The organism is Pseudomonas sp. PDM04, assembly GCF_014851765.1.
GTDB lineage: Bacteria > Pseudomonadota > Gammaproteobacteria > Pseudomonadales > Pseudomonadaceae > Aquipseudomonas.
This window is the reverse complement of sequence record NZ_JACVAI010000007.1, coordinates 208,918-233,975: the sequence shown is the minus strand read 5'-3', so window position 1 is coordinate 233,975 and position 25,058 is coordinate 208,918. Positions and strand designations below refer to the sequence as shown.

Here is a 25,058-nt window from a genome sequence, read left to right as displayed (position 1 = left end):
CCGCAGGCCTGCCTGCGGCGACAGGGCTCGGGTCGGGACGATTACTTCAGACCGACCTTGTACAACACGCCGTCGCTCTCATCAGTCAGCACGTACAGGTAGCCATCCGGCCCCTGCCGCACATCGCGAACGCGCTTGTTCAGCTCTCCCATCAGGCGCTCTTCGTGAACCACGCGGTCACCGTCGAACTGCAAGCGAATCAGTTCCTGCGTCGCCAGCGCTCCGATAAAGACGTTGTGCTGCCAGGGCTTGAAACGGTCTGCATCGTAGAACGCCATGCCGCTCAAACCGGGGGATTTTTCCCAGACGTGGTGCGGCGCAAGGGTGCCTTCGGCTTTCTTGCCCTTGGCCTCGGGGATCGGTTGCCCGGAATAGTTGATGCCATGGGTCGCCAGCGGCCAGCCGTAATTCTTGCCGCGTTCGATGATATTGAGTTCATCACCCCCCTGGGGGCCGTGCTCGTTTTCCCAGAGCACGCCGGTCCACGGATTGAGCGCCATGCCCTGCGGATTGCGCTGGCCATAGGACCAGATTTCCGGGCGCACGCCGGACTGGCCGACGAAGGGGTTGTCGTCCGGCACTTTGCCGTCAGGGTAGATCCGCACGATCTTGCCCTGCAGTTTGTCCAGGTCCTGGGCCGTGGGTCGGTCGTTGTTTTCACCGAGCGAGATAAACAGGTAGCCATCGCGGTCGAACACCAGCCGCGAGCCGAAGTGATTGCCGGTCGACAGTTTCGGCTCCTGGCGGAAGATCACCTTGAAATTGCGCAGGGCGGTCAAGTCTTCCGACAGTTGCCCGCGACCGACCGCCGTGCCGGCCTTGCCCCCTTCTCCCCCGCCTTCGGCGTAGGACAGGTACACGGTGCGATCCTCCTGGAAGTCGGGCGACAGCACCACGTCCAGCAATCCGCCCTGACTTCTGGCCCAGACCTGCGGCACACCGCTGATCGGCGCCGACAGCTTGCCCTCGGTGCTGACCACGCGCAGGTTGCCGGACTTCTCGGTGATCAGCATGCCCTTCTGATCCGGCAGAAACGCCAAGGCCCAGGGATGGTCCAGACCCTTGACCACCGGGGTGACTTCGAGGGTGCCCTGCTCGCTTTTCAGTTCCTGAGCGGGTGCGGCGAACGCTGGCATGACGGCGCCAATCAATGCGCTGGCACAGAAGGTGGCCAGGAGGGTTTTACGCAACATGCACGATTCCTTATGTCGTTTGGACGGCTGACTGCCGGGGCGTACCACCGCTTAACGGGTGTTCGCATCGCGGGACGGAGGGTTGGGGATGAACTTGGGTGGGCTGGCAGGCGCCGTCCGATCCTGGGGATAGCGGTTGCCAATGCCACCATTGTCCAGCGTCGGTGGCCTTGGCACCGGCACGGTATTGGGTCCGCGAATCGCCGGAGCGCTGGGCTGCGTGCCTTGCATGCTGTTGGGATTGGCCCGGCGAATCGGGCTGTTGTAAGGATTGCTGGCGGCACCGGTCGGGCTTTGCGCCAGCAGCAAGGGGTTGGCGGGCGACGGGGTTTCAGCCAGAGCGAGATGGCTCAGCACGCCACTCAATGCCATCGTAAAAATGCCTAGCGCCAATCGTTTCATAGGCTGCCTCTCCAGGTGATAGAGCCTTCGATTGCACGCTACGCCCAGGGTTCGGATTTGTTAATCAAAACCGCTCCGCCAAGATGTAACACGAAGTTGAGCCCACGGCCGGAGCGGGCTGCACGCCGCTGAAACTTTTGCGTCGCAAGGCAGGTCACCTGATCATCACTCGCGAGTAGACGACCATGGCACGGGCAATCTGGAAAGGCGCAATCAGTTTCGGGCTGGTGCATATCCCTGTGGCGCTGGTCTCGGCGACGTCTTCCCAAGGGGTGGATTTCGACTGGCTCGACAGCCGCAGCATGGACCCGGTGGGCTACAAGCGGGTCAACAAGGTGACCGGAAAGGAAGTGACCAAGGAACACATCGTTAAAGGCGTGCAGTACGAGAAGGGTCGCTACGTGGTGCTCAGCGAAGAGGAAATCAAATCAGCGCATCCGCTGTCGACGCAGACCATCGACATTTTTTCCTTCGTCGACAGTGAACAGATCCCGCTGCAGAACATCGACACACCCTACTACCTCGCGCCGGATAAACGCGGCGGCAAGGTGTACGCGCTGTTGCGTGAAACCCTGACCAAGACCAACAAGGTCGCCCTCGCCCATGTGGTCCTGCATACCCGTCAGCACCTGGCCGCGCTGATGCCACTGGAGTCGGCGATGGTCCTGGTGATGCTGCGCTGGCCGGCGGAAGTGCGCAGCCTCGACACGCTCGAACTGGGCAGCGAGGTGACCAAGCCGACGCTGGCCAAGGGTGAACTGGACATGGCCAAGCGTCTGGTGCAGGACATGAGCGGTGACTGGAGCCCCGAGGACTACCGCGACAGCTTCGAAGACAAGATCATGGCGCTGGTCGAGAAGAAGGCCCATGAAGGCAAGATCGAGGACGTGGAGACGGCGACCGGCGAGGAAGAGCGCAAGACGGCGGACGTGATCGACTTGACCGAGTTGCTCAAACGCAGCCTGGGGGGCAAGGCGCCGGGCAAAGCGGCGGCGAAACCAAAAGCCGCGACCAAGCCGGCCGCCAAAAAAACCGGCAAACGGTCAAGCGGTTGAAGGGTGCTGCTTTTCTGTAGGAGCGAGCTTGCTCGCGAAAGGCGCCCAGACGACGCAGGCATCCTGACACCCCGCGTCATCGTTGATGACCATCGCGAGCAAGCTCGCTCCTACAGCGGTAGACCATCTTCCCCTGTGGGAGCGAGCCCGCTCGCGATAGCGCATTCAGCCACAACGCACAATCAGATCAGTACAAACACCGCCAGCAAGCCAGCAAAAATCGCCCACTTCTCCAGGTAATACAGCTTGCGGTTTCGTTTCTTCAACGCCTTGCCGCGCAGGCGGACCTTGTAGATCCGGGCAAACAGGCGGTTGAGGGCACCGGTGCGGTCCCCCACATCGTTGGGCGCACCGGCGGCCGACATCACGTTGCGGCTGAACCAGCTGTTGAATGCCGCCGCCCAGCGGTACTTCATCGGCCGCTCGATGTCGCAGAACAGGATGATACGGTTCTGGTCGGTGGTGTTTTCCGCGTAATGAATGAAGGTTTCGTCGAACATCACCGCTTCGCCATCGCGCCAGTGATAGCTCTCGCCATCGACGTTGATGTAGCAACCCGCGTCGTTCGGCGTCTCCAGGCCCAGGTGATAACGGTACGAACCGGCATACGGATCGCGATGACGCACCAGTTTGGAACCGGGCGGCAACTCGGCAAACATCGCAGCCTTGATCGAACCGATGCCCTGCACCAGTTCAGTGGTGCGCGGGCAGAGCTTCATCGCCGAAGGATGGCTGTCGCCGTACCACTTGAGGTAGAAACGCTTCCAGCCGGTCTTGAAGAACGAGTTGAAGCCGACATCGTCGTACTGGTTCGACCGCTTGATCTCCCCGGCCCGCAGCAGGTTCTGGCCCTCGGCGCGGATTTCTTCCCAATGCGCCTGCAACGGACTCAGGTCCGGAAAATCGGCCGGATCGAGGTACGGCTGGTTGGGCTTTTTCGAGAACAGATAAAGGAAACAGTTGATCGGCGCCAGGAACGACGAGTGATCACTCAACTGTCGGCCCAATTTGTGACGCACGCGACCACGCAGGTGGACGTAGACAATGGAGACAACATAAATAGCGGCAATGATGAGTTTCACGGAATCGTCACACGTCAAAAGTGAACAAAATGCGTCCGCGCCTGTCGGCATCAGTCGAAGACGGCATTTTAGCCACTATTTGTAACCAATAGTTAACCTGCAAATGCGAAAAACGCTCCGCTGATAGCGCCAACGCATCGGCGGGCCTCAATGCCCTATCGTTTAAAGAGCCAGACCAGTACAATCGCCGCCAAACTTTACGCGCCCCTTGGTTGATGACGGGAATGTCCCCCCGCTTCAGCGCAATTCGACTCGGGCCAAGCGCGGTACTGCCGCACCCTGGCCACTCTGAATGCTTCGCAGGAAAAACCTTTGATCTCTACAGCTAACATCACCATGCAGTTCGGCGCCAAGCCGCTTTTCGAAAACGTTTCGGTCAAGTTCAACGGTGGCAACCGTTATGGCTTGATCGGCGCCAACGGTTGCGGCAAGTCGACCTTCATGAAGATTCTCGGCGGCGACCTCGAGCCATCCGGCGGCCAGGTCATGCTCGAGCCGAACGTGCGTCTGGGTAAATTGCGCCAGGACCAGTTCGCCTACGAAGAATTCACCGTGATCGACACCGTGATCATGGGTCACGAAGAGCTGTGGAAGGTCAAGGCCGAGCGCGATCGCATCTACTCGCTGCCGGAAATGAGCGAAGCGGACGGCATGGCCGTGGCCGAGCTGGAAACCGAGTTCGCCGAAATGGACGGTTACACCGCCGAATCACGCGCCGGTGAACTGCTGCTGGGCCTGGGTATTCCCCTGGAACAGCATTTCGGCCCGATGACCGAGGTCGCGCCAGGCTGGAAACTGCGGGTGTTGCTGGCCCAGGCACTGTTTTCCGATCCGGAAGTGCTGTTGCTCGACGAACCGACCAACCACCTGGACATCAACACCATTCGCTGGCTGGAAACCATTCTCACGGCGCGTAACAGCACCATGATTATCATTTCCCACGACCGTCACTTCCTCAACAGCGTCTGCACCCACATGGCCGACCTGGACTACGGCGAATTGCGCCTGTTCCCGGGCAACTACGACGAGTACATGACCGCGGCGACTCAGTCCCGCGAGCAACTGCTGTCGGACAACGCCAAGAAAAAAGCCCAGATTGCCGAGCTGCAGACCTTCGTCAGCCGCTTCTCGGCCAACGCCTCGAAAGCCAAGCAGGCCACTTCCCGCGCCAAGCAAATCGACAAGATCCAGCTGGCCGAGGTCAAGCCATCGAGCCGCGTCAGCCCGTTCATCCGTTTCGAACAGACCAAGAAACTGCACCGCCAGGCCGTGACCATCGAGCAGATGTCCAAGGGCTTCGACGGCAAGACCCTGTTCAAGAACTTCAGCTTCACCGTCGAAGCCGGCGAACGCGTGGCGATCATCGGCCCGAACGGTATCGGCAAGACCACCCTGCTGCGCACCCTGATGGGTGAGCTGACTCCGGATGCCGGCACCGTCAAGTGGACCGAAAGCGCGGAGCTGGGCTACTACGCCCAGGACCACGCCCACGACTTCGAAGACGATGTCAGCCTGTTCGACTGGATGGGCCAGTGGACCCAGGGCGAACAGGTGATTCGCGGCACCCTGGGCCGGATGCTGTTCTCCAACGACGAGATCCTCAAGTCGGTCAAAGTGATCTCCGGCGGTGAGCAGGGTCGTATGCTGTTCGGCAAGCTGATCCTGCAAAAGCCCAACGTCCTGGTGATGGACGAACCGACCAACCACCTGGACATGGAATCCATCGAGGCACTGAACCTGGCGCTGGAAAACTACCCGGGCACGCTGATCTTCGTCAGCCACGACCGTGAGTTCGTATCGTCCCTGGCCACCCGCATCATCGAGTTGAGCCCCAACGGCGTGACCGACTTCAGCGGCACCTATGACGACTACCTGCGCAGCCAGGGTGTGGTGTTCTAAAAGCCGCGACGAGGTTTTTGCCGCGCGCTGCCAATCGAAAGCCCTGTCCGTTGTGACGGGGCTTTTTGCATTTCATGACCGGTGCCAACGCCCTTTGAGGGCAACCCTACCCCACAGGTGTCCGCGCCTTTTCTGTGGGGAGCGAGCCTGCTCGCGACGGGCATCAACGAAAACGCGGACGGCCTGAATGAACCCGTTGCCGGGGCGCTTTTCGCGAGAAGGCTCGCTCCCACAGACGTTCCCGCCACAGGAGGCAGGGTGAGCCCCGGACCAGAGAAATATAGTTAGCCTGCTTTCATTTATTGCACACCCGCGCCATGATGCAGGTCTCCCACCGCCGCCCGCGAACGAGCCCCCATGTCTGCGCAGCAACTGCCACCGCAAAGCTCCATGGCGATCACCCTGCAGATCGTCTCCATCGTTTTCTATACCTTCATTGCCTTCCTCTGCATCGGCCTGCCGATTGCGGTGTTGCCGGGTTATGTCCATGGGCAATTGGGTTTCAGTGCGGTCGTGGCGGGGTTGACCATCGGTTCGCAGTACCTGGCCACCCTGCTCAGCCGCCCGATGGCCGGGCGCATGTCAGACAGCGTCGGGACCAAGCGGGCGATTGTCTACGGACTGAGCGGGATCGTCCTCAGCGGCGTCCTGACGTTGCTGTCCACATTGTTGCAGAGCTTTGCGCTGACCAGCCTGTTGATCCTGATTGCCGGCCGCCTGTTGCTGGGGATCGCCCAGGGGCTGATCGGTGTCGGCACCATCAGTTGGTGCATGGGCCAGGTGGGCGCCGAGCACACGGCGCGGTCGATTTCATGGAACGGCATCGCGTCCTATGGCGCCATCGCCATTGGCGCACCGCTGGGTGTGGTGATGGTGGCTGAATATGGCTTTGCCAGCCTCGGCATCGCGTTGTCGTTGCTCGCCGCGCTGGCGCTGCTGCTGATCCGCAACAAACCCTCGGTGCCGGTGGTTCGCGGCGAGCGCCTGCCGTTCTGGGCGGTCTTCGGGCGCATTGCACCGTTTGGCGCCAGCCTGAGCCTGGCGTCGATCGGCTACGGCACCTTGACCACCTTTATTACCCTGTATTACGTCAGCCGCGGCTGGACCGGCGCCGCCTACTGCCTGACGGTATTCGGGATCTGCTTCATCCTGGCGCGCCTGCTGTTCATTTCCAGCATCAGCCGCTTCGGCGGGTTCACCTCGGCCATTGCCTGCATGAGCATTGAAACCGCGGGCCTTGTGCTGCTGTGGCTGGCCCCTTCTACGGGCTACGCATTGTTCGGCGCGGCCCTCGCCGGGTTCGGCCTGTCGCTGGTCTACCCGGCTCTGGGCGTGGAGGCGATCAAGCAAGTGCCCAATTCCAGCCGTGGCGCCGGGCTGAGTGCCTACGCCGTGTTCTTCGACCTGGCGCTGGCGATCGCCGGGCCACTGATGGGCGCGGTGGCGTTGAACCTTGGGTATTCGTGGATTTTCTTCAGTGCGGCGATGCTGTCCGTGACCGGACTGGCCCTGACCCTGTTGCTCAAGCTTCGCGCGATGGCCTAGCAACGCGGCACTCCGTCGGCCTGTTGATGCAGAGGTTGGCTGACAGGACGCCTTCGCGAGCGAGCCCGCTTCCACAGGGTGTCTGATTACTGATCGGCCGTCTGCATGCCGGCGCGGGTCGGCTTGCCCAGGGTCCGGGAGAAGAACCGCCCGGCCTCCGAGATCATGTTGCGGTGGATGTCTTCCCGATCGACGCCATCAGCATCGGTGCACAACGCCGGCATGGCGGCGATCTGTTCTTCGTTGCAGGGTGCCATGAAGACAAAATGCCCTGCCCCGGCCAGCAACTTGAAGTCAGGCGCGGTCGGCAGTTTGCGCGCCAGCGCCGCCGCGTTTTTGTCGAACGCCACCAGCTTGTCGCCATCACCGCTGTACAGCAGCACCGGCACATGCACATCGGCCAGGGTATGACGGCCGAACTTCAGGCTCAGCGGCGCCATCAGCAACAGCGCATGCACCCGAGGGTCCGCGACCGGTTGCAGGTCATCGCGATCGACAATCAACTCACCCTGGGTGTTGCACGCGTCGTGGTCGTCCGGACGCTCCTGGCAATAGCGGCGCAGGCGATCCAGGTCCGGCGTCGCCCCGGACAGGATCAACGCCGTCTCCCCGCCCGCCGAATAGCCGATCACCCCGACCTGATCGGCGTTGACGAATGGCGAGAGCATGCGGTCGCCCAAGGTGGCGGTAATGGCTTCGGAAATCTGGATCGGGCGACCGTACAGGTTGCTCATGGTGCCGAGGCGGCTGTGGTCCCTGGAGTTGTCGCCGGGATGAATCACCGCCACCACCACGAACCCTTTGCGTGCCAGCGAGGTGGCCAGGTCATGCAAGGCCAGCGGGGTGCCGGTATTGCCGTGGGACAGCATCAGCATCGGGAACCGCCCGATGGCGACTCGGGTGTCCTCCCCCGCCTCCACGGTGTAGCCCTCGAGTTTGCTGACGTGCTCGCGGTCGCTGGAAGGATAGAAGGCGATGGCGCGCATCGGTTGCAGGTCCAGCGGATCGAGAAAGCTCAGCTCGTGGAAGCCGACGCTCCAGTGAGGGTGCGGCGCAGGCGCGGCGTGCACTGAATTCAGGCTGCTGAGCAGGCAAATCAGTAACGTTGCACAAAGACGCACCATCGGATGCCCCACCTCTGTTACTTTTCCGGAAAGCCCGTTCTCCTGCATAACCATGAGGAAGCGGCCTTGTACCGCGATTGCGGCCACCTTGCAGAACGGGGACGTTAACCCTCGACTGCATAACCTGGGCCACAATACGAAGTATTCAGAAACAAAAAACTCCGTACCTGATACTTGCGCAATCAGAATACAGAGTTTTTTGAGGTGTTGCCCGAGCGGATTTACATCTTTACGCAGGCCTTACGCAGCCGCGAACAGTTGCTCGCTGATCTGTGTGTGGGCGTCGCTCATCGCTTTGTTGCGCACTTCGTCACCGTAGGCCAGGCCGTGTGCGCGGACGAATTCGATGTCGGTAATGCCGAGGAAACCGAACATCACCTTCAAGTATTCTTCATGGGCAACGCCGGTGGCCTGACCGGCATGCAGGCCGCCGGACGTCGACACGATCACCACCTTCTTGTTACCGCACAGGCCTTCAGGGCCGGCTTCGGTGTAGCGGAAAGTCTGGCCGGCGACGGCAATGCGGTCGATCCAGGCCTTGAGCTGGGTCGGGATGGTGAAGTTGTACATCGGTGCGGCAATCACCACGGCATCAGCGGCGAGGAATTCAGCCAGGGTCGAGGCGCTCAGCTCGGCTTCGTGCTGTTGGGCGGCATCGCGCAGCTCGGCGGTGGTGCCGGCGGCGACCAGGGTAGTGGCCGAGAAGTGGCTGATGGCGTCGCTGGCCAGGTCGCGGTAGGTCACCACGGCGCTCGGATCGGCGGCTTGCCAGGCTTTGACGACTTCGCCGCTGAGCAGGCGGGAAGCCGAGTTGTCGCCAAGAATGCTCGAATCGATATGCAGCAGTTTCATGTGGAGTCTCCAGTTGAGGACCGCGACGGGGCGATCTGATGGAGAGGATCCTACAAGCGAAACCAATAGCTGATTAGAGGGCAACAATGCGATAGTTTGTCTCACTGATAGAACAATCGAGCGATCACATGCAGGACCTCAACGATCTCTTCTACTTTGCCAAGGTGGTCGAAGCCGGCGGTTTCGCGGCAGCGGGCCGTCTGCTGGGCATTCCAAAATCGCGGCTGTCGCGACGCATTGCCGAGCTGGAAGAACGCCTGGGCGCGCGCCTGCTGCAGCGCACCACACGCCAACTGAAGTTGACCGCCGTGGGCGAACGCTACCTGCGTCATTGCCAGGCAATGCTGCTGGAAGCCGAAATGGCCGACGAGGCGGTGGCCAGCATGTCCAGCGAACCCCGAGGACGCTTGCGGGTCTCGAGTCCCGTCGGCCTGGCCCATGAAATGCTGCCTTCGGTGATCAGCCGGTTTCTCGACAAATACCCGCAGGTTCAGTTGGAAGTGATGCTGGTCAACCGACGCGTCGACCTGGTGACCGAAGGCGTCGATGTCGCTCTGCGGGTTCGCGAACCCGGCGACGAGGACCCGTTGCTGGTCACCCGACGCCTGCGTCAGGCACAGATGCTGCTGGTGGCCAGCGCGGACTTCCTCCAGGGCCGACAAGTCAATCATCCCGAAGACCTCAAGCGCCTGCCGGTGCTCGGTGCTCTCGAGGCCGATCGCATGGTGCACATCCGCCTACTCGATCAACAGGGTAAAAGCCAGGAGCTCTCGCTTGAGGCGCGACTGGGCATCGACGACTTTATCGTGCGCAAGGCGTGCACGCTGGCGGGCCAGGGCTTCACCCTGCTGCCGATGATGTACTGCGAGGAGGAACTGCAAAGCGGCGCGCTGGTGCAGTTGTTACCCGACTGGTCGCTGCCCGGTGGCTGGTTGCAGGCGGTGTACCCTCATCGACGCGGGGTGATGCCCGCCGTGCGCGCCTGGCTCGACCATTTGATCGAATCATTCAATGCCTGCGGAGACCGATTGATATGAAGGCTGGACGCATGAGCGAAGAAGACGTCGCGCAATTCTGCCTGGCTCTGCCGGGCGCGCGGGAAGATTACAAATGGGGCGGCGTGCGGGTGTTTTCGATTGCCGGAAACAAGATGTTTGCCCTACAGAACCTGCGGGGCGAATCCCTGGCCTTCAAGGTCGACAAGGACCTGTTCCTCGGCCATTGCGATCGCCCCGGCATTCATCCCGCGCCTTATCTGGCGCGGGCACAGTGGGTGATCATGCAGACGCCCTACCCGCTCGGTGCCCAGGAGTTGCAAGCCCTGTTGCAGCGCTCCCACCAATTGGTGGTGAGCAAATTGCCCAAGCGCACCCAGGTCGGGCTGTTGCTTTAGAACTGACGCAGGTCGAGGCGCCCTTGCGTGTGCAGAAGGGACAAGGCGTTAAAGATCAGCACGGTATAGTTGTCGGCATTATGGGTATCGTTGGCTGACAGACTGGCCATTGAATAGACGTCGAATTCACTCACACCCTTCATGCCGGCAAACACATAAGCGGTGTCATTGGTGTAACGCAGCAAGTGCGTTAGTTCATGCAGCACCAGATACATGAAAAACTCATGGGTAAAACCTTTGACCCTGGGTGTGTAAGTTTCATTAACCCTCAGGCCCGCAGAATGAATCAACAAACATGACTCTACCCCCATGAACATCGGAAACGCGAGAGCGAATGGCGCCTCCAAACCTTTGACGAACGTGTCAAGTACTGGAAAATAGAGCTGTTTATAAGTCTTGGCATCCGTGCGAATGACTTCACAGACCAGTGCCGGGTTCCTGATCGCCGCACAAATGAGTTCCAGCTGCTCGCGCAAGTAGACCCTGTCGGCGAACAATGCATCGATGGCTTTGTTCAACGCCTGGTCATAAAGGGACGTCAGATCAGCGCCGGGCTGAAGTGCCCGCAGAATCGACTCGATACCTGTCGGAACAGCGACATTGAAAAATTCATTGGTTTTTGCCACAAGGTCACGATCGAGGATCAGTCCCGGTGTGACCGCGCACTTCACTTGTTCAAATCGATCAATATATTGCTGCATACGGCGCTCAACCGACTTCAGGGAGTCAAGTAGAACGTGATCGGAAAAACCACTCAAATCTTCGCCTCTAACGACCAGAGAGCGCTTCCTGATATAAGCTAATTTTTCCGCAGGTGCATAAGCCATGAATACCGCCAACTTGCTCATGGCACTTTCAGTGGTGATCGTTTTAAATTTCATTGTCAGGCTCCAGACCGTTAGTTTGTCGAAAACTAACACGCCCGGAATTCAGACACGATCGCACAGTTGTAAGCCGATCTTCCGGCAATAACCGTTAACAATCCGTCAATCAAACCACTGAGTTTGGACAAACAACTGATCGATCCAGAATACTTGGTGCAACAACACAATGACCCAGAACAATACCTGGAACGACACTTTGCGCGTCTTGTGCCGAAACACCTGCTGGGCCAGCAAGGCGCCGGGCCAGCCGCCGGCGAGTTCCACGGCGTGCAGGACATTTTCCGGTGTACGCCAGCGGTCGCTGCGGGCCTTGCGCTTGTCACTCCAGTAAAGGAAGAACGCGAGGACGCTGACGAGGCCGTAGGCCGCCAGCGGTATCCACGAAATGCCCTTCAGCCCGAAGGACAACGAGCCGAACAGCGGCAGCGCGCACACCACCGCGAACACCAGCAGCTTCAACCGCAGGTGCTGCAGCGGACCTGCCGAGGGGCGTCCGGGCGGGCGGCGCGCGCGGCCATCACTCATGACTGGGCAGCGCTCCAATCGACCCAACCGAACTGCCAGGTGGCCAGGATCACCAGGCCAAAGGCGATGCGGTACCAGGCGAACACGGCGTAGCTGTGGCTGGCGATGAACTTGAGCAAGCCCCTGACGGCAATCATCGCGAAGATGAACGCGGTGACGAAACCGATGGCGAACACCGGCAAGTCAGCTGGCTCGAACAGATGACGGTACTTGAAGCCCGAATACACGGCGGCCGCGACCATGGTCGGCATGGCCAGGAAAAACGAGAACTCGGTGGCGGTCTTGCGCGACAGGCCGAACAGCAAGCCACCAATGATGGTGGCGCCGGACCGCGAAGTACCGGGAATCATCGCCAGGCATTGGGCAAACCCGACTTTCAAGGCGTCTTGCCAGGTGATCTCGTCGACGGTGTCGGCGTGCACCTGGTGCTGACGCTTTTCTGCCCACAACATGATGATCCCGCCCACGACCAGCGCCGCCGCCACCGTAATCGGGTTGAACAGGTAATGGTGGATCAGATCGGAAAAGATCACCCCCAGCACCACCGCAGGCATGAAGGCCACCAGCAGGTTGACAGTAAACCGTCGGGCGCCGGGTTGCGTCGGCAGGCCGGTGACCACATCCAGAATCTTGCGGCGAAACTCCCACACCACCGCCAGGATCGCGCCCAACTGGATAATGATGTTGAACGCGATGGCCCGCTCTCCCCCGAAATCGAGCAGGTCGGCCACGATGATCTGGTGGCCGGTGCTGGATATCGGCAAGAACTCCGTCAGCCCTTCCACAACCCCAAGTATCAATGCCTGCAAGGCGGTCCAGAAATCCATCAATCCCCCAGGAAGCGATGCGCGACGGCATGCTTCGATAGTATTTATTGCAAAACGTTGACTGTAATCAGCGCGGTTGGAAGTCCGCGCGCACAGAATCGCGACGGAGCCGTAAAAAATCCGTGAAAAATCAGCTTGAATTCAGGTTTTTCCGTGCGGGGCCGAAATCCTATCAGACAAGCCTCGATAACGCTGCCACGTTATTGGACTTGGGTCGGATATGCCCGATCGACAAAGTGTGATGAGATTCTGGCGATCATTTATTACAAGAAGAAAAACACCGGAGTGACAGTGCTATGAACAGCTTGCGCAGTATGTCGATCAGCCGCCGCTTGTGGCTCATCTTGGTCGTAGCCGTCATGATGCTCTTGACGCTCGGCGTGTTGATGCTCAAGCAGATTCACGATGACCTCTATCACGCCAAGGCGCAGAAAACCCAACACGTCGTGCAAACCGCAAGCGGTATTCTGACGTACTACCACGGCCTGGAAACCGCCGGCACACTCACCCGCGAAGCCGCACAGAAGCAAGCGTTGAGCGCCGTTCGTGGCCTGCGTTATGACCAGAACGAGTATTTCTGGATCAACGACCTCACGCCCGTGATGATCATGCACCCGGTCAACCAGAAGCTCGATGGCCAGAACCTTTCTGCCATCCGCGATCCCGACGGGTTTGCCGTCTTCAATGAAATGGTGGCTTTGGCCAAGGCCAAGGGCGCCGGTGCGATCGACTATCGCTGGCCGAAGCCCGGCGCCAGCGATCCCGTGGAGAAAACCTCCTACGTCAAACTGTTCGAACCCTGGGGCTGGGTGATCGGTTCGGGCGTGTACATCGACGACACCCAGGCCGAATTCATGGCCCAGGTGTGGAAAGCTTCGGGCGTTGGCCTGGGGATTGCCGCCATCATGGCGTTGCTGGTGATCCTGATCGCCCGCAGCATCGTGCGGCCCCTTCAGGAAACCGTGAATGCCATGGCCAACATTGCCAGCGGCGAAAGCGACCTGACCCGCAGCCTCGACACCCACGGCCAGGACGAAGTCACGCAACTGGCCCATCACTTCAACGCCTTTACCGCCAAACTGCGCGGCGTGATCAGTCAGTTGCAAGTTTCCGCCAGTGCCCTGGGCCAGTCGTCCAGCGAACTGGGCAACGATGCCGCCCAGGCCCAGCAACGCAGCCAGCAGCAGTCCCAGCAGATGGAGCTGGTGGCCACCGCGATCAATGAAGTCACCTACGGCGTACAGGATGTGGCGAAGAACGCCGAGCAGGCCGCGAGCGAAATGCGCGATGCCGAATCCCAGGCGCAACAGGGCCAGGTCAACATCGACAGCAGCCTGGAACAGATCGACAAGTTGTCGTCCACCATTGATCAGGCCGTGGAGGTCATCCGCACCCTGGCGACCGAGAGCACCCAGATCGGCAGCGTGCTGGAGGTGATCCGCTCCATTGCCGAGCAGACCAACCTGCTGGCGCTCAACGCCGCCATCGAGGCTGCCCGGGCGGGCGAACAGGGGCGCGGATTTGCCGTCGTGGCTGACGAAGTACGCCTGCTGGCTCAGCGCACGCAGAAGTCCACTGCTGAAATCCAGTCGATGATCGAACGTCTGCAAAGCCATTCCGAAGCAGCGGTCAAAGTCATTGGCGACAGCAGCCGTGCCTCCCAGCTAACCATCGAGCAAGCCGGCCTGGCCGGTGCGAGCCTGAACGCCATCGGTCAGGCATTGCGCAATCTCAACGGCCTGAACACTTCCATCGCCAGCGCGACCCTGCAACAGGCCCACGTGGTCGAGGACATCAATCAGAACGTCACCCAGGCAGCCGGCTTGTCCCACAGCACTGCAGTGGCGGCAGAACAGTCGAGCGTGGCCAGCGTTCGACTCAAGGACCTGAGCGAGCAACTGAACGGGCTGCTCAAGCAGTTCCGGGTGTAAACAGCGCACGGCAACGGCACGTTCAACAGTGGGAGCAGGCCTGCTCGCGATGAGGCAGGCACCGGCAGCATAGGCGCCTGACCCTCCGCCATCGCGAGCAGGCTCGCTCCCACCTGCCGCTGCCGGTACAATCCGCCTCCCTCTCTTTTGCCTCCAGGGTTCCTACATGTCCGGGCTTGAACTGTTTGCCGCCACCCTCGGCGTGATCGCCGTCTGGCTGACGGTCAGACAGAACCCCTGGTGCTGGCCGATCGGCCTGATCATGGTGCTGCTCTACAGCTGGATCTTTTTCGAGGTGAAGCTGTATTCGGACATGCTGCTGCAAGTGATCTACGCCGCGCTGCAACTCTACGGCTGGTGGCAGTGGACCCGCGCCGGCCACGAGCATCAGGGGCGTGATGTCAGCCGGCTGGGCGCGCGGGCGCTGGCGACCGGCCTGACCCTCGGCGCGATGGGCAGTCTGTTGCTGGGAGCGGCCATGGCCCACTGGACCGACGCCGCCCAACCCTGGCTCGATGCCGCCCTCACCGCCTTCAGCCTGGTGGCGCAATTCTGGATGGCGCAAAAGCGCTTGCAGTGCTGGCCGCTGTGGATCGTCCTGGATTGTATTTTCGTCGGTCTGTTCATCTATAAGGGGATGTACCTGACGGCCGCCCTGTATGGCGTTTTCACCGTGCTGGCCATTCAAGGCTGGCGCACCTGGCGCAGCGACCCGCTGCTGTGCCCATGAAAGTCTTGGTGCTGACAGGGCCGGAATCGAGCGGCAAAAGCTGGCTTGCGGGTGAGATTCACGCCAATTTTGGCGGCATAGTGGTCGAAGAGTACGTTCGGTATTTTATCGAGAGACACGCCCGCGAAACCTGCTACGATGATATTGCATCAATAGCACATGGCCAGCTGGCCTGGGAGGATGAGGCACGGGCCAAACGACCGTCACTGCTGATTCTCGACACCCATCTGCTGAGCAACATCCTGTGGAGCCGCACGCTGTTCGGCGACTGCCCCGACTGGATCGAGCAAGCCTTGCGAGAGCGGCATTATGACCTGCATCTGCTGTTGAGCCCTGAAACCGTGGACTGGCATGACGACGGGCAGCGCTGCCAACCGCAACTGGCCGAACGCCAGGCATTTTTCCAGGCCGGCCGCCAATGGCTGGACCTTCACCGGCAGCCCTTTCAGGTGCTGCAAGGCGACTGGAAAGAGCGCAAGGACGCAGCCTTCGATGCTGTGCAGCGCTTGCTCAAGACCTGAGCCGGACGCCCGATCCGCGCAAAAGCGTCCATTCCTGTAACACACGACCCCACGCAAACCCGCGAATCAGAGCGGTCAAGGCGTTCCACAGAAGATTTGTTGCGCCACTGATACAACCTGCCTGCTTTGACCTTGACGAGCAATACCGCCCGTATTGACGAGGTCTCCCCGCACCTTTGTCTCAACGACGTTACATACGTTCCTCCCTCTCTCGAATTACTAAATCCAACCTCTTGTTTTGAAAAGAAAAACCAAACTCGGCACAGCTTCTGCTCTCTCCTTCGCAACGCTCGTTCGGGCCAGCGATCCAACTACAGAAGGAATTGCGCCGTGGGGAAGTTTGATAGAGGCATCTTCAGCCTGCTGCTGGCCGGATGCGCACTGGGCTCTACCCTCAGCCTGACTGCCCAGGCTGACAACGGCATCATCGTGATCAAACGTGACGTGCAACCACGCATGGCCACCCGGGCACCGGTGGCTCCCGACCCGAACCCCACGACCGTCAACGCTAACCCTTCCCAGTATGTTCTTCAGCAAACCAACGAATTGAGTGACGGCGACTTCGCCAACGTCGCCAGCGGTGCAGGCATCACCCGCCTGGTCAATCTGGGCGCCAACAACATGGGCGGCAATATCAGCACGCAGAACCAGTTGGCCAATCAACCCGCCGGACGTTCGACCGGGGCTGGCAACGGCATCGCCAACATGGTCAATTCCAGCGTCCAGCAAGGCATGGGTGCTCTGAAAATCATCACGGGAGACCGTTGAGATGAATCGCACGCTGCTGATCCTGTCCCTGCTTTGCAGTGCATCGACCTTTGCCCAATCCCCGGTCGTCGACGACGCCAGCATCGACAATTCGGGGACGCGCTACCAGGGCAACTTCGCGGTCAACCAGGCGGCCGGTGATCTACAGCAACAGGCCAATGCCCGGGCCATTGCCATTGGCCACGACGCCAACGCCACGACGCAGATTCGCCAACGGCTGCAATCGCAAATGAACCCCGGGATCGACGCCCGGGCCAGCATCCAGGGCAACTCCTTCAGCAACGGCAACGGCGTACTGGGCGTCAACCAGAGCGCCGGGGCCAGCACTCAACAAGCCAACGCACTGCACATCACCCTCAGTGCCCAGCCACAAAGTCTCGACGACAGCGTCCTCATGCAACAGAACGTGGCGCTGCTCAACAACTCCGGTCCAACTGACTCCACACCAGGCTCTCGCCAGGTCGCTACCAGCGACCAGGCTTTCACCGGGAGCCGCGGAGTCATTCAGTTGAACCAGAGCGCAGGGGTGGGAAACCGAATGGCCAACACCTTCAGCGTACGGGTCGCGGATTGACCCCAACAGGTAAAAACAACACTTAACCTAAAACAAGTACGGAGAATCACCATGAAACCTTCGATGGCACTCAAGCCTCTGGTTTTCGCAATTGCTGCGCTCATGGCTGTTGCTGTACAAGCTGGGCAGGACGATCGCCGTGGGCACCACAACGGCAATAACCACACCCCTCCACCTACGAAAATTCCTGTCTACGCCACTGCCAATGCCAACGACAGCCAATCCAGCACCGGCAACCGCATCCTCAACCAAGGCACTCAAAACTCAGCCGAGATGAGCAGTTCGGCCTCGGGCGCCAGCGGTAACGTCGGTGTCAACGTGGCTGCAGGTAACGGCAACCAGCAGGATAATGCCGCGGCCATTGCCAACGCCTCTTCGGACTCGAGCCTGGATAACAGCTTCGTGTTCGGCACGGCTTCTGCCACTGCCAACGTCACGCAATACAGCAACAACAACCGGGTCGACAACTACTCCACCACCAACTCTGCCGTGATGAGTGGCTCGGGTAACGGTGGCAGCGGCAACATGGGGATCAACATTGCCGGTGGCGACCTGAACCAACAGAAAAACACCATGGCGATTGCCAACTCCAACTCGCCACTGGGCAGTGCAACCGCAACCGCCTCGGCCAATCAAAACGGCCCTGGCCTGGTCGTGAACAACAACGCCGACCGGACTTACAGCCTGGATACGGTGACGTTGACCACCACGCTCAGCGGTACGTCCTCTCGCAGTCACGACTCCAACCTGAGCGTAGACAAGAGCGCTTCGAGCAACTGGGCTGCCAGCGGCTCCAACGCCTTTGATGCCAGTGGATCAAAAAGCCACGATTCCAGCGGTTCCGCCAGCACCGATTCGAGTGCCAGCAGCGCTGCTTCCATTACGGCTGACCTGACCGCTGCCGCGAATGCTGCCAGTTCTGTCACCTGGAACAACGGCAATGGCGATCGGACCCGTAGCCGCAGCGCCGAAGGTTCGCTGACCGCCTCGCTTGATGCTTCAGTGGAAACCTCGAACCAAAACTCCACCGACTCTTCGTACACGAACTCGCACGACTCCTCCTTCACCAAGTCGTTTGAATCTTCGTACGCCAAAGCTGGCGAGAAATCGTCCGCCTCGACGAAAGACATCACGAAGAGCTACAGCGAAAGCAGCGCGTTCGAGCTGAGCAACACCGTGTCCTATCAGGTGCTGACTCCAATCGGCTGGGCTAACCCTGTGACCAACACCGCAACCCTGAGCGGTTCGGTCAATGGTGGCAGCGGCAACCTCGGTGTCAACGTGGCGGCGGGTGTAGGCAACCAACAAAGCAACTCGTTGGCCATCTCCAACCAATCGTTCTAATGGCTGTCTCCGGAGGCCCCCTGACGGGGGCCTTCTTCAACGCAACCGGAAGGCGTCCCACCATGCGCATTATCGCCTTGGCATTATTGCTATGCGTGGCCAGTGTGATCGAGGCTGCCCAAATGCCGCTGTCCGTCCTGCCGGGCGGCGCTGTCGTTTACAAGCCGATCCAGAGCGTACGCGAGCGTAAATTTGCCGACCTGGTGCAACAGAAAACCGACTTCAGTTGCGGCGCCGCTGCGCTGGCAACCATCCTGCGTCAGGCCTACTGGCTGGACGTGAATGAAGATCAGATCATCGAGGGCATGCTGGCCCACGCAGACCAGGACCTGGTCCGGACCCAGGGCTTCTCCATGCTCGACATGAAGCGTTACGTGGAAAGTCTCGGCATGCGCGCCCGTGGCTACCGGGTCGCCCAGGAAACCTTGAACGACATCAAGATTCCGGTGGTGGTGCTCATGGACGTGCGTGGCTACAAGCATTTTGTAGTCCTGCAAAAAGTCCACAAGAACTGGGTGTACATCGGAGATCCGGTACTGGGTCACAAACGCTACAAAGTCGAAGACTTTGTCAAAGGCTGGAACGGCATCATCTTTGCCATCATCGGCCAGGGTTATGACAAAGCCAACGCGTTGCTCGACCCGCCACTGCCTTTGACTGCCAAAAGAAGCATCGACAGCTTCCACCCTGTGCAAGACGCAGAGCTGTTGGATTTCGGCTTCATCCGAAGTGACTTCTTCTAATAATAAGGGAGCACGAGGCTCCGGGAGCATCCAATGAAAACGCCCACCTGGCTAGCAGTGGTCTGCATGGCCGCCAGCCTGCCGATCCAGGCAGAGATATTCAAACCCATCGAACTGAAGGATCAGGAACTGGCGACCCTGCGTGGCCGCTACGTGATGCCGGGACGAATCGTCAGTTTCGGCATTGTCATGACCAGCACCTGGCAAAATGCCAATGGCTCGGTAATCGGCGCCACCTCCTCGCTGATCGTCCAGCAAAACACCATCAAGCCTCAGTTCTATGTGTCAATGATCAACGAAAACGGCACTGGCACATCGAACGCGCAAGGCACCGGCAGCGTGACCGGCGGCGGCGGCCTCAACAGCACCGGCGGCGTCACTCAGGTGGTGCGTGCCGCCGGCGACAACAACACCGCCTATAACGATGTCGGCATCAACGTCACCCGGGGCAACCAGGCACCCGTGACGCAACAACAGGGCGAGGTACTGGCCTCGGGCTCGACGTTGTCGGGCGCCAATGAAGCGGGTTCGCTGAGCGTTTCCTCGACCGGCAGTGGCGTGCAGCTCAACATCGTGGCCAACCACAACCAGGGCAGCACCATGCAACGCCTGGCCCAGGGTGGCCTGATGCAGAACACCACGCTGCTGGGTGGTGGCAACCAGGTCCGCAACATCACGTCGCTCAATGTCGTGATGCGTGACAACGTGCCCACGGGCGCGGCGCTGAACGGAAATCTGGACCAGCTCAAAGGTCTTCGCACTATCGGATTTTGATCTACGCTCAGTCTCATCAGATGTAGTCAGAAGGGACGGCTAAACCCATGCACCGATCTACAACGTTCAAAGTTGTCGTTTGTCTGAGTAGCCTGGCCCCGGCCACCTTTTTGTACGCAGCACCGGACCCCCAGGTAGAAGCACTAAAACAAGAACTCATGGAGCTCAAGCAACGTTACGAAGCACAACAGAACGCGTTGATGGTCCTCGAGCAGCGCGTCCGCCAGGTGGAAGAGACACCGGCGACGCCTGCTCCCAAACGCCTGACCAAATCCCCCGCCGAAACCACCCGCAGTGGCCAGACGGTGGCCGCTGGCGCACCCGGCACCACAGGCAGTTCATACGGCGAGTCACTCAAGGATGATTCCGAGCCGGCGCAAAGCGTTTCCAACCTCTACGACGAAGCCAGCGGCTTCTTCGGCGGCGGCAAGTTCAGCGTCGAGACCGGCCTGACCTACACCCACTACGATACCCGCGCATTGACGCTCAATGGCTTCCTGGCACTGGATTCGATTTTCCTCGGCAACATCAACCTCGACCGGATCAAGGCGGACAACTGGACCCTGGACCTCACCGCCCGCTACAACCTGGCACAGCGCTGGCAATTCGATATCAACGTCCCCGTGGTCTATCGCGAATCGACGTACTCCTCCGGTGGCGCCGGTGGCGCAGGCCCGGTGACGTCGGACGCCACCGTCACCCGCGACCCGACCATTGGCGACGTGAACGTTGGCGTGGCCTACAAGTTTCTGGATGAGACCGCCGACCTGCCGGACGCAGTCTTTACCCTGCGGGTCAAGGCCCCCACCGGCAAGGACCCCTACGGCATCAAGCTGGTCGAAGACCCGAACAACGACAACCTCGCCGTTCCCGAGGACCTGCCCACCGGCAACGGTGTCTGGTCGATCACCCCGGGCATCTCGCTGGTCAAGACGTTCGACCCGGCCGTGCTGTTCGGCACCCTGGCCTACACCTACAACGTGCAGGATTCCTTCAGCGACATCAGCCCTCAGGTCGGCTCCAAGGTCAAGGGCGACGTGAAGCTGGGGGACTCCTGGCAAATCGGCGCCGGCATCGCCTTCGCTCTGAACGAGAAGATGAGCATGTCGTTCTCGTTCACCGACCAGTTCGCCAGCAAGAGCAAGATCAAACCGGACGGCGGCGATTGGCAATCGATCACCAACAGCGACTACAACTCCGCCAACTTCAACATCGGCATGACCCTGGCGGCCACCGACAACCTGACGATCGTTCCCCAACTCGCCATTGGCCTGACCGAGGACGCGCCAGACTTCTCCTTCAGCCTGAAATTCCCGTATTACTTCTGAAACGCCCCCCCCACAAAAAAACCGCCGTCCTGGCGGTTTTTTTGTGGCCGGTGGATCAGCGGATCTGATGCTTGTGCAACAAGCGGTAGAAGGTCGGCCTGGAAATCCCCAGGACCTTGGCGGCAATGCTCAGGTTATCGCTGTGACGGTTGAGTACATCGCACAAAGCCTGGCGCTCTGCCCGCAACTTGTAGTCCTCCAGCGTGCTCATCGGTGTCGCAACCCCTTGGTGACTGATCAGCCCCAGGTCCCGCGCTTCGATCTGCCGGCCTTCAGCCAGTACCAGGCCGCGCCGAACCCGGTTGGCCAGCTCGCGCACATTGCCTGGCCAGTCGTGGTTACCCATGGCAATCAGGGCGTCTTCACTGAAACTGCGAGGACGGCGGCCGGTTTCATGGCTGTAGAAATGGGAAAAGTGGTTGGCCAGCATCGCCAGGTCGCCATTGCGTTCACGCAGCGGCGCGGTCACGACCTGCAACACGTTCAGGCGGTAATACAGGTCTTCGCGAAAACGCTGCTTGGCGATCGCGGCCTCCAGATCGACGTGGGTGGCGGCCAGCACCCGCACATCCACTGGAATCGGCTGGCTGCCGCCCACCCGCTCGATGTGTTTCTCCTGGAGAAAGCGCAACAGGTTGGCCTGCAGCTCCAGGGGCAAATCACCGACCTCGTCAAGAAACAGCGTGCCGCCGTTGGCAGCCTCGATCCGTCCGATCTTGCGCTGGTGGGCACCGGTAAATGCCCCCTTCTCGTGGCCAAACAGCTCGGACTGGATCAATTGTTCCGGAATCGCACCGCAATTGATCGCGATGAAAGGCTTGCTGTGACGCTGGGATTGCCGGTGCAGGGTGCGGGCGACCAGCTCCTTGCCGGTGCCGCTTTCCCCGCGAATCAGTACGGGCGACTCGGTGGGCGCCAGTTTGCTCAACAGTTTGCGCAGCTCGCGAATCGACTTGCTGTCACCGAGCAACTCGTGTTCGGGCTGTTCGATGTGCACCGTGCCCTGCCCGCGCAAGCGCGCCATGCCGAACGCCCGGCCCAGCGTCACCTGAACCCTGGACACATCGAATGGCAGGGTGTGGAAGTCGAAAAACCACTCGCAGACGAAATCCCCGACATTCTGCAGCCGCAGGACTTCCTGATTGAGCACGGCGATCCACTCCGCACCGCTGCGGCTGATCAATTCCTTGACGGCTTCGGGGCGTTCCAGATGAAACGGCTGCAGACGGAGCAGGCCGACGTCACAGGGTCGGTCGAGGGCATTGTCGAGGCTGCAGCTGTCGACGTCCCAACCTATGGCGCGCAAACCTGGCAACAAACGATGGCAGTCGTCACAGGGATCCACCACTAATAGGCGTCTTGATGCGGGCGCTTCAATCATGACTATTCCTTGGCGCCAAATCATAGGATTTTTATTAAAAACAGCCATTTGGCAAGCCCGACTGTAACGTTAGCAAGAATTTGACGCGGGCCTGGACCGTTGGTCTAAAGGTCTTGGATTCAACACTTATAAAAGGAGAGTTCATTAGTTGGCGAACGAGTTGAACCTTTCACCCGGCTTTCAAAAACCGCCTGAATAGACGACCCGGGAAAAAAAGTTGAAATTTCGTTTAATTATATGTGACCCACCCCCGGGTAACGGGCATCAGTACAAGTAACCAGCCGAACGGTAAGCCCAACCGACGGCACATCACTTGATTGGGCACACAGAGAGAAGACCCCATGACAGCCCCGCTCCGTATCAACGAAGCTCTTTTGATTGCCGACCGCGCGTTCAAGCCATTTCAATGCGTGGCCTGGGCCCCACAAGACGGCAACGGTGAGCTCAGCCTGACCGTCATCGACCGCACCAATACTCGCATCGGCCGCACGCAGATCCCCTGCAGCGCCTACACCGACCCTGCGCAACTTGAGCATGTTCTGGAAGAGGCGCGCAAAGAGCTGAGCCAGGAAGGTTACGCACTGCAATCGTGGTCCATGCCGCACTAAGTGTTTTGCGGATTACTTCAAAGTAATCCGCACCCTCCTGCCGATCGTTAGTTGCCCGGCGTTATCCGCCGGCGGTGACTTCGATTGCCATTCATTCGAACTTTTACACGCCCGTTTGTTTACCTGGCTTAGCACTGGTTCGAAAAGACATCGTTCTGGCACACAGCGACCCTCCGCCTGTTATTTCTGCCAGTTGTGCATCTGGCCATTCAGGGGTTGAATGTTTCCCCAGTCGCCACACCCAGTCCTGGATAACGACGACTCGCAAGGAGATGCGTGCATGTCAGTCCAGACCGCTATGGATTTACCCCCGACGCAGACCGATGCCGGCGAACTCGATAAGACCTTTGCCGGCACAGGCGTCACCCAGGTCTATTTCGCCGGCAGTCTCAGCAGCATGACCAACGGCGTCGCGCTCGATTCGGCAGGACGCTTGCTGATTGCGGCGAAGGTCGGCACGCCGGGCGGCAGCCGTTTTGGCCTGGCCCGACTGCTGGCCGACGGCTCGGCGGACCTGGCGTTCGGCCAACAGGGCAGCGTCATCAGTCAATTCGAACCGGGCTTCGAGGCCATGGCCGGCAACGTCCGGGTACTTGCCGATGGCTGCATTTTGCTGGCCGGCCTGCACTATGAAGACGCCAACCACACACTCCCGGCCCTGGCGCTGTTCGATCAGCACGGCAAACCGGTGCGATCATTTGCCGACAATGGACGTTGCGTGGTCCGTCTGCCCGGCCATCTTTCCCGTGGCGCACGCGATGCCTGGTTGCCGCCAGGCGTGCCCGGAGCCGAAGTCTGTGGTCTCCAGGTACAGCCAGACGGCAAGATCCTGCTGCTGGCCAACCATCATTTCGAACAGGCCGATCACGTTGGCCTGCTGATCCGGCTCACGGCTGACGGCGCGCCGGATGAGAGCTTCAACGGTCGCGGCTTCGTGCTGGTCCGGCACCTGCTGATGAACACCTGGCTCGGCAGCCTGCTGCTGCAACGCGATGGGCGGATACTGGTGGGCGGCTCGATCAACTTTCCTGAAGAAGGCCTGCTCGCGCGCTATCACAGCGACGGTTCGCTCGACGACCGCTTTGCCGTGGACGGCTTCATGAGTTTCATGGCCCAGGGGCGTCGGGCCCAGGTCAGCCAGATCGTCCAGCAGAACAACGGTGACGTGCGCTGCTTCGGCAGCAGCCGCGACCCGATGCATTGCATGGCCCTGACGCTCCACAGCAACGGCCGCCCGGACATTCACGACAACGGCGGTCAGCCGCGATTACTGGAGATTGGCCGCAGTGGCTGCCAGTGGACCGCCGCCCACGCCCTGGCGGACGGCAGCGTGCTCACCGCCGGAGCCACGATCGGGGGTGTCGAAGCGGATTTCATCCTGGCTCGACACTTGCCCGACGGGCAACTCGACAAGCATTTTGGCAATGGCGTGGGCTGGGTCCGCACCCGCCTGAGCCGCAGCCCCGATACCGCGACATCGCTCGCCGTGCAGGCCGATGGCAACATTGTCGTGGGCGGCTTTTCGCTGGATGGCAATTACCGGGCGATGGTCGCGCGGTATCTCGGGTAATCACT

General features: G+C 60.3%; 25 protein-coding genes. 16 read left to right on the top strand and 9 right to left on the bottom strand.

Annotated features, from left to right (window positions below):
- Positions 1-41: 41 nt before the first annotated feature.
- Both IB249_RS25780 and IB249_RS25775 read right to left on the bottom strand, forming a co-directional pair.
- On the bottom strand, positions 42-1,193 hold the full coding sequence (locus IB249_RS25780) for a PQQ-dependent sugar dehydrogenase (RefSeq protein WP_192308613.1): 1,152 nt from the start codon (positions 1,191-1,193) through the stop codon (positions 42-44).
- Positions 1,194-1,244: 51 nt separating this feature from the next.
- On the bottom strand, positions 1,245-1,595 hold the full coding sequence (locus tag IB249_RS25775) for a hypothetical protein (protein ID WP_192308612.1): 351 nt from the start codon (positions 1,593-1,595) through the stop codon (positions 1,245-1,247).
- A 185-nt stretch (positions 1,596-1,780) separates the two neighbouring features.
- Here IB249_RS25775 and IB249_RS25770 point away from each other — a divergent pair, with 185 nt between their 5' ends.
- A complete protein-coding gene (locus IB249_RS25770; RefSeq protein ID WP_192308610.1) occupies positions 1,781-2,650 on the top strand; it encodes a Ku protein in 870 nt (289 codons plus the stop codon).
- Positions 2,651-2,832: 182 nt separating this feature from the next.
- Here IB249_RS25770 and lpxO read toward each other — a convergent pair whose 3' ends face one another.
- A complete protein-coding gene (gene lpxO / locus IB249_RS25765; RefSeq protein ID WP_192308607.1) occupies positions 2,833-3,732 on the bottom strand; it encodes a lipid A hydroxylase LpxO in 900 nt (299 codons plus the stop codon).
- A gap of 312 nt (positions 3,733-4,044) precedes the next feature.
- Here lpxO and IB249_RS25760 point away from each other — a divergent pair, with 312 nt between their 5' ends.
- Positions 4,045-5,631: an ABC-F family ATPase gene (locus IB249_RS25760; protein WP_192308605.1), complete on the top strand. Its 1,587-nt coding sequence runs from the start codon at positions 4,045-4,047 to the stop codon at positions 5,629-5,631.
- A 357-nt stretch (positions 5,632-5,988) separates the two neighbouring features.
- Positions 5,989-7,176 carry an MFS transporter gene (locus tag IB249_RS25755; protein WP_192308603.1) on the top strand — a complete coding sequence of 396 codons (1,188 nt, stop codon included), beginning with the start codon at positions 5,989-5,991 and terminating at the stop codon, positions 7,174-7,176.
- A gap of 86 nt (positions 7,177-7,262) precedes the next feature.
- On the opposite strand, the gene IB249_RS25750 is transcribed toward IB249_RS25755, so the two are convergent.
- Positions 7,263-8,300, bottom strand: a complete 1,038-nt coding sequence (locus IB249_RS25750) for an alpha/beta hydrolase family protein (protein WP_192308601.1) — start codon at positions 8,298-8,300, stop codon at positions 7,263-7,265.
- A 240-nt stretch (positions 8,301-8,540) separates the two neighbouring features.
- On the bottom strand, positions 8,541-9,152 hold the full coding sequence (locus IB249_RS25745; RefSeq protein ID WP_192308599.1) for an FMN-dependent NADH-azoreductase: 612 nt from the start codon (positions 9,150-9,152) through the stop codon (positions 8,541-8,543).
- Positions 9,153-9,280: 128 nt separating this feature from the next.
- Here IB249_RS25745 and IB249_RS25740 point away from each other — a divergent pair, with 128 nt between their 5' ends.
- Positions 9,281-10,189 carry a LysR substrate-binding domain-containing protein gene (locus tag IB249_RS25740; RefSeq protein ID WP_192308597.1) on the top strand — a complete coding sequence of 303 codons (909 nt, stop codon included), beginning with the start codon at positions 9,281-9,283 and terminating at the stop codon, positions 10,187-10,189.
- The gene (locus IB249_RS25735; protein ID WP_192308595.1) at positions 10,186-10,545 is read left to right on the top strand and encodes an MmcQ/YjbR family DNA-binding protein; all 360 of its coding nucleotides are present in this window, start codon (positions 10,186-10,188) and stop codon (positions 10,543-10,545) included. Before IB249_RS25740 ends, IB249_RS25735 begins: the two co-directional genes overlap by 4 nt.
- Here the strand turns inward: IB249_RS25735 and IB249_RS25730 are convergent.
- The 3 genes from IB249_RS25730 to IB249_RS25720 all read right to left on the bottom strand — a co-directional run bounded on the left by IB249_RS25730 (position 10,542) and on the right by IB249_RS25720 (position 12,781).
- Entirely contained in the window at positions 10,542-11,426 is an 885-nt protein-coding gene (locus tag IB249_RS25730; protein WP_192308593.1) for a hypothetical protein, read from the bottom strand. The two genes, IB249_RS25735 and IB249_RS25730, sit on opposite strands and share 4 nt — an antisense overlap.
- 105 nt (positions 11,427-11,531) lie before the next feature.
- A complete protein-coding gene (locus tag IB249_RS25725; RefSeq protein WP_192308591.1) occupies positions 11,532-11,954 on the bottom strand; it encodes a DUF1294 domain-containing protein in 423 nt (140 codons plus the stop codon).
- Entirely contained in the window at positions 11,951-12,781 is an 831-nt protein-coding gene (locus tag IB249_RS25720) for an undecaprenyl-diphosphate phosphatase (RefSeq protein ID WP_192308589.1), read from the bottom strand. Before IB249_RS25720 ends, IB249_RS25725 begins: the two co-directional genes overlap by 4 nt.
- Positions 12,782-13,077: 296 nt before the next feature.
- Here IB249_RS25720 and IB249_RS25715 point away from each other — a divergent pair, with 296 nt between their 5' ends.
- The 9 genes from IB249_RS25715 (at position 13,078) to IB249_RS25675 (ending at position 21,494) form a co-directional block, all read left to right on the top strand.
- Positions 13,078-14,712, top strand: a complete 1,635-nt coding sequence (locus IB249_RS25715; RefSeq protein WP_192308587.1) for a methyl-accepting chemotaxis protein — start codon at positions 13,078-13,080, stop codon at positions 14,710-14,712.
- Positions 14,713-14,878: 166 nt separating this feature from the next.
- The gene (gene pnuC / locus IB249_RS25710; protein WP_192308585.1) at positions 14,879-15,442 is read left to right on the top strand and encodes a nicotinamide riboside transporter PnuC; all 564 of its coding nucleotides are present in this window, start codon (positions 14,879-14,881) and stop codon (positions 15,440-15,442) included.
- Complete coding sequence (locus IB249_RS25705) at positions 15,439-15,963, top strand: AAA family ATPase (protein ID WP_192308583.1); 525 nt, start codon at positions 15,439-15,441, stop codon at positions 15,961-15,963. Before pnuC ends, IB249_RS25705 begins: the two co-directional genes overlap by 4 nt.
- Positions 15,964-16,293: 330 nt before the next feature.
- On the top strand, positions 16,294-16,731 hold the full coding sequence (locus IB249_RS25700; RefSeq protein WP_192308581.1) for a hypothetical protein: 438 nt from the start codon (positions 16,294-16,296) through the stop codon (positions 16,729-16,731).
- Position 16,732: 1 nt separating this feature from the next.
- Positions 16,733-17,305 (top strand): adhesin, encoded by a 573-nt coding sequence (locus IB249_RS25695; protein WP_192308579.1) that lies wholly within the window; start codon positions 16,733-16,735, stop codon positions 17,303-17,305.
- Between the two features lie 51 nt (positions 17,306-17,356).
- A complete protein-coding gene (locus tag IB249_RS25690) occupies positions 17,357-18,649 on the top strand; it encodes a heme utilization protein (protein ID WP_192308577.1) in 1,293 nt (430 codons plus the stop codon).
- A 62-nt stretch (positions 18,650-18,711) separates the two neighbouring features.
- Positions 18,712-19,392 carry a C39 family peptidase gene (locus IB249_RS25685; RefSeq protein ID WP_192308575.1) on the top strand — a complete coding sequence of 227 codons (681 nt, stop codon included), beginning with the start codon at positions 18,712-18,714 and terminating at the stop codon, positions 19,390-19,392.
- Between the two features lie 33 nt (positions 19,393-19,425).
- Positions 19,426-20,166, top strand: coding sequence for a hypothetical protein (locus IB249_RS25680; RefSeq protein WP_192308573.1), 741 nt, complete (start codon positions 19,426-19,428; stop codon positions 20,164-20,166).
- Positions 20,167-20,213: 47 nt separating this feature from the next.
- Positions 20,214-21,494 (top strand): hypothetical protein, encoded by a 1,281-nt coding sequence (locus IB249_RS25675; RefSeq protein WP_192308571.1) that lies wholly within the window; start codon positions 20,214-20,216, stop codon positions 21,492-21,494.
- Between the two features lie 55 nt (positions 21,495-21,549).
- On the opposite strand, the gene IB249_RS25670 is transcribed toward IB249_RS25675, so the two are convergent.
- A complete protein-coding gene (locus tag IB249_RS25670; RefSeq protein ID WP_192308569.1) occupies positions 21,550-22,875 on the bottom strand; it encodes a sigma-54 dependent transcriptional regulator in 1,326 nt (441 codons plus the stop codon).
- 341 nt (positions 22,876-23,216) lie between these two features.
- On the opposite strand from IB249_RS25670, the gene IB249_RS25665 reads away from it, so the two are divergent.
- Together IB249_RS25665 and IB249_RS25660 are read left to right on the top strand one after the other, a co-directional pair.
- Positions 23,217-23,483, top strand: coding sequence for a hypothetical protein (locus IB249_RS25665; protein ID WP_192308567.1), 267 nt, complete (start codon positions 23,217-23,219; stop codon positions 23,481-23,483).
- 280 nt (positions 23,484-23,763) lie between these two features.
- Positions 23,764-25,053: a hypothetical protein gene (locus IB249_RS25660; protein ID WP_192308565.1), complete on the top strand. Its 1,290-nt coding sequence runs from the start codon at positions 23,764-23,766 to the stop codon at positions 25,051-25,053.
- Positions 25,054-25,058 lie beyond the last annotated feature (5 nt).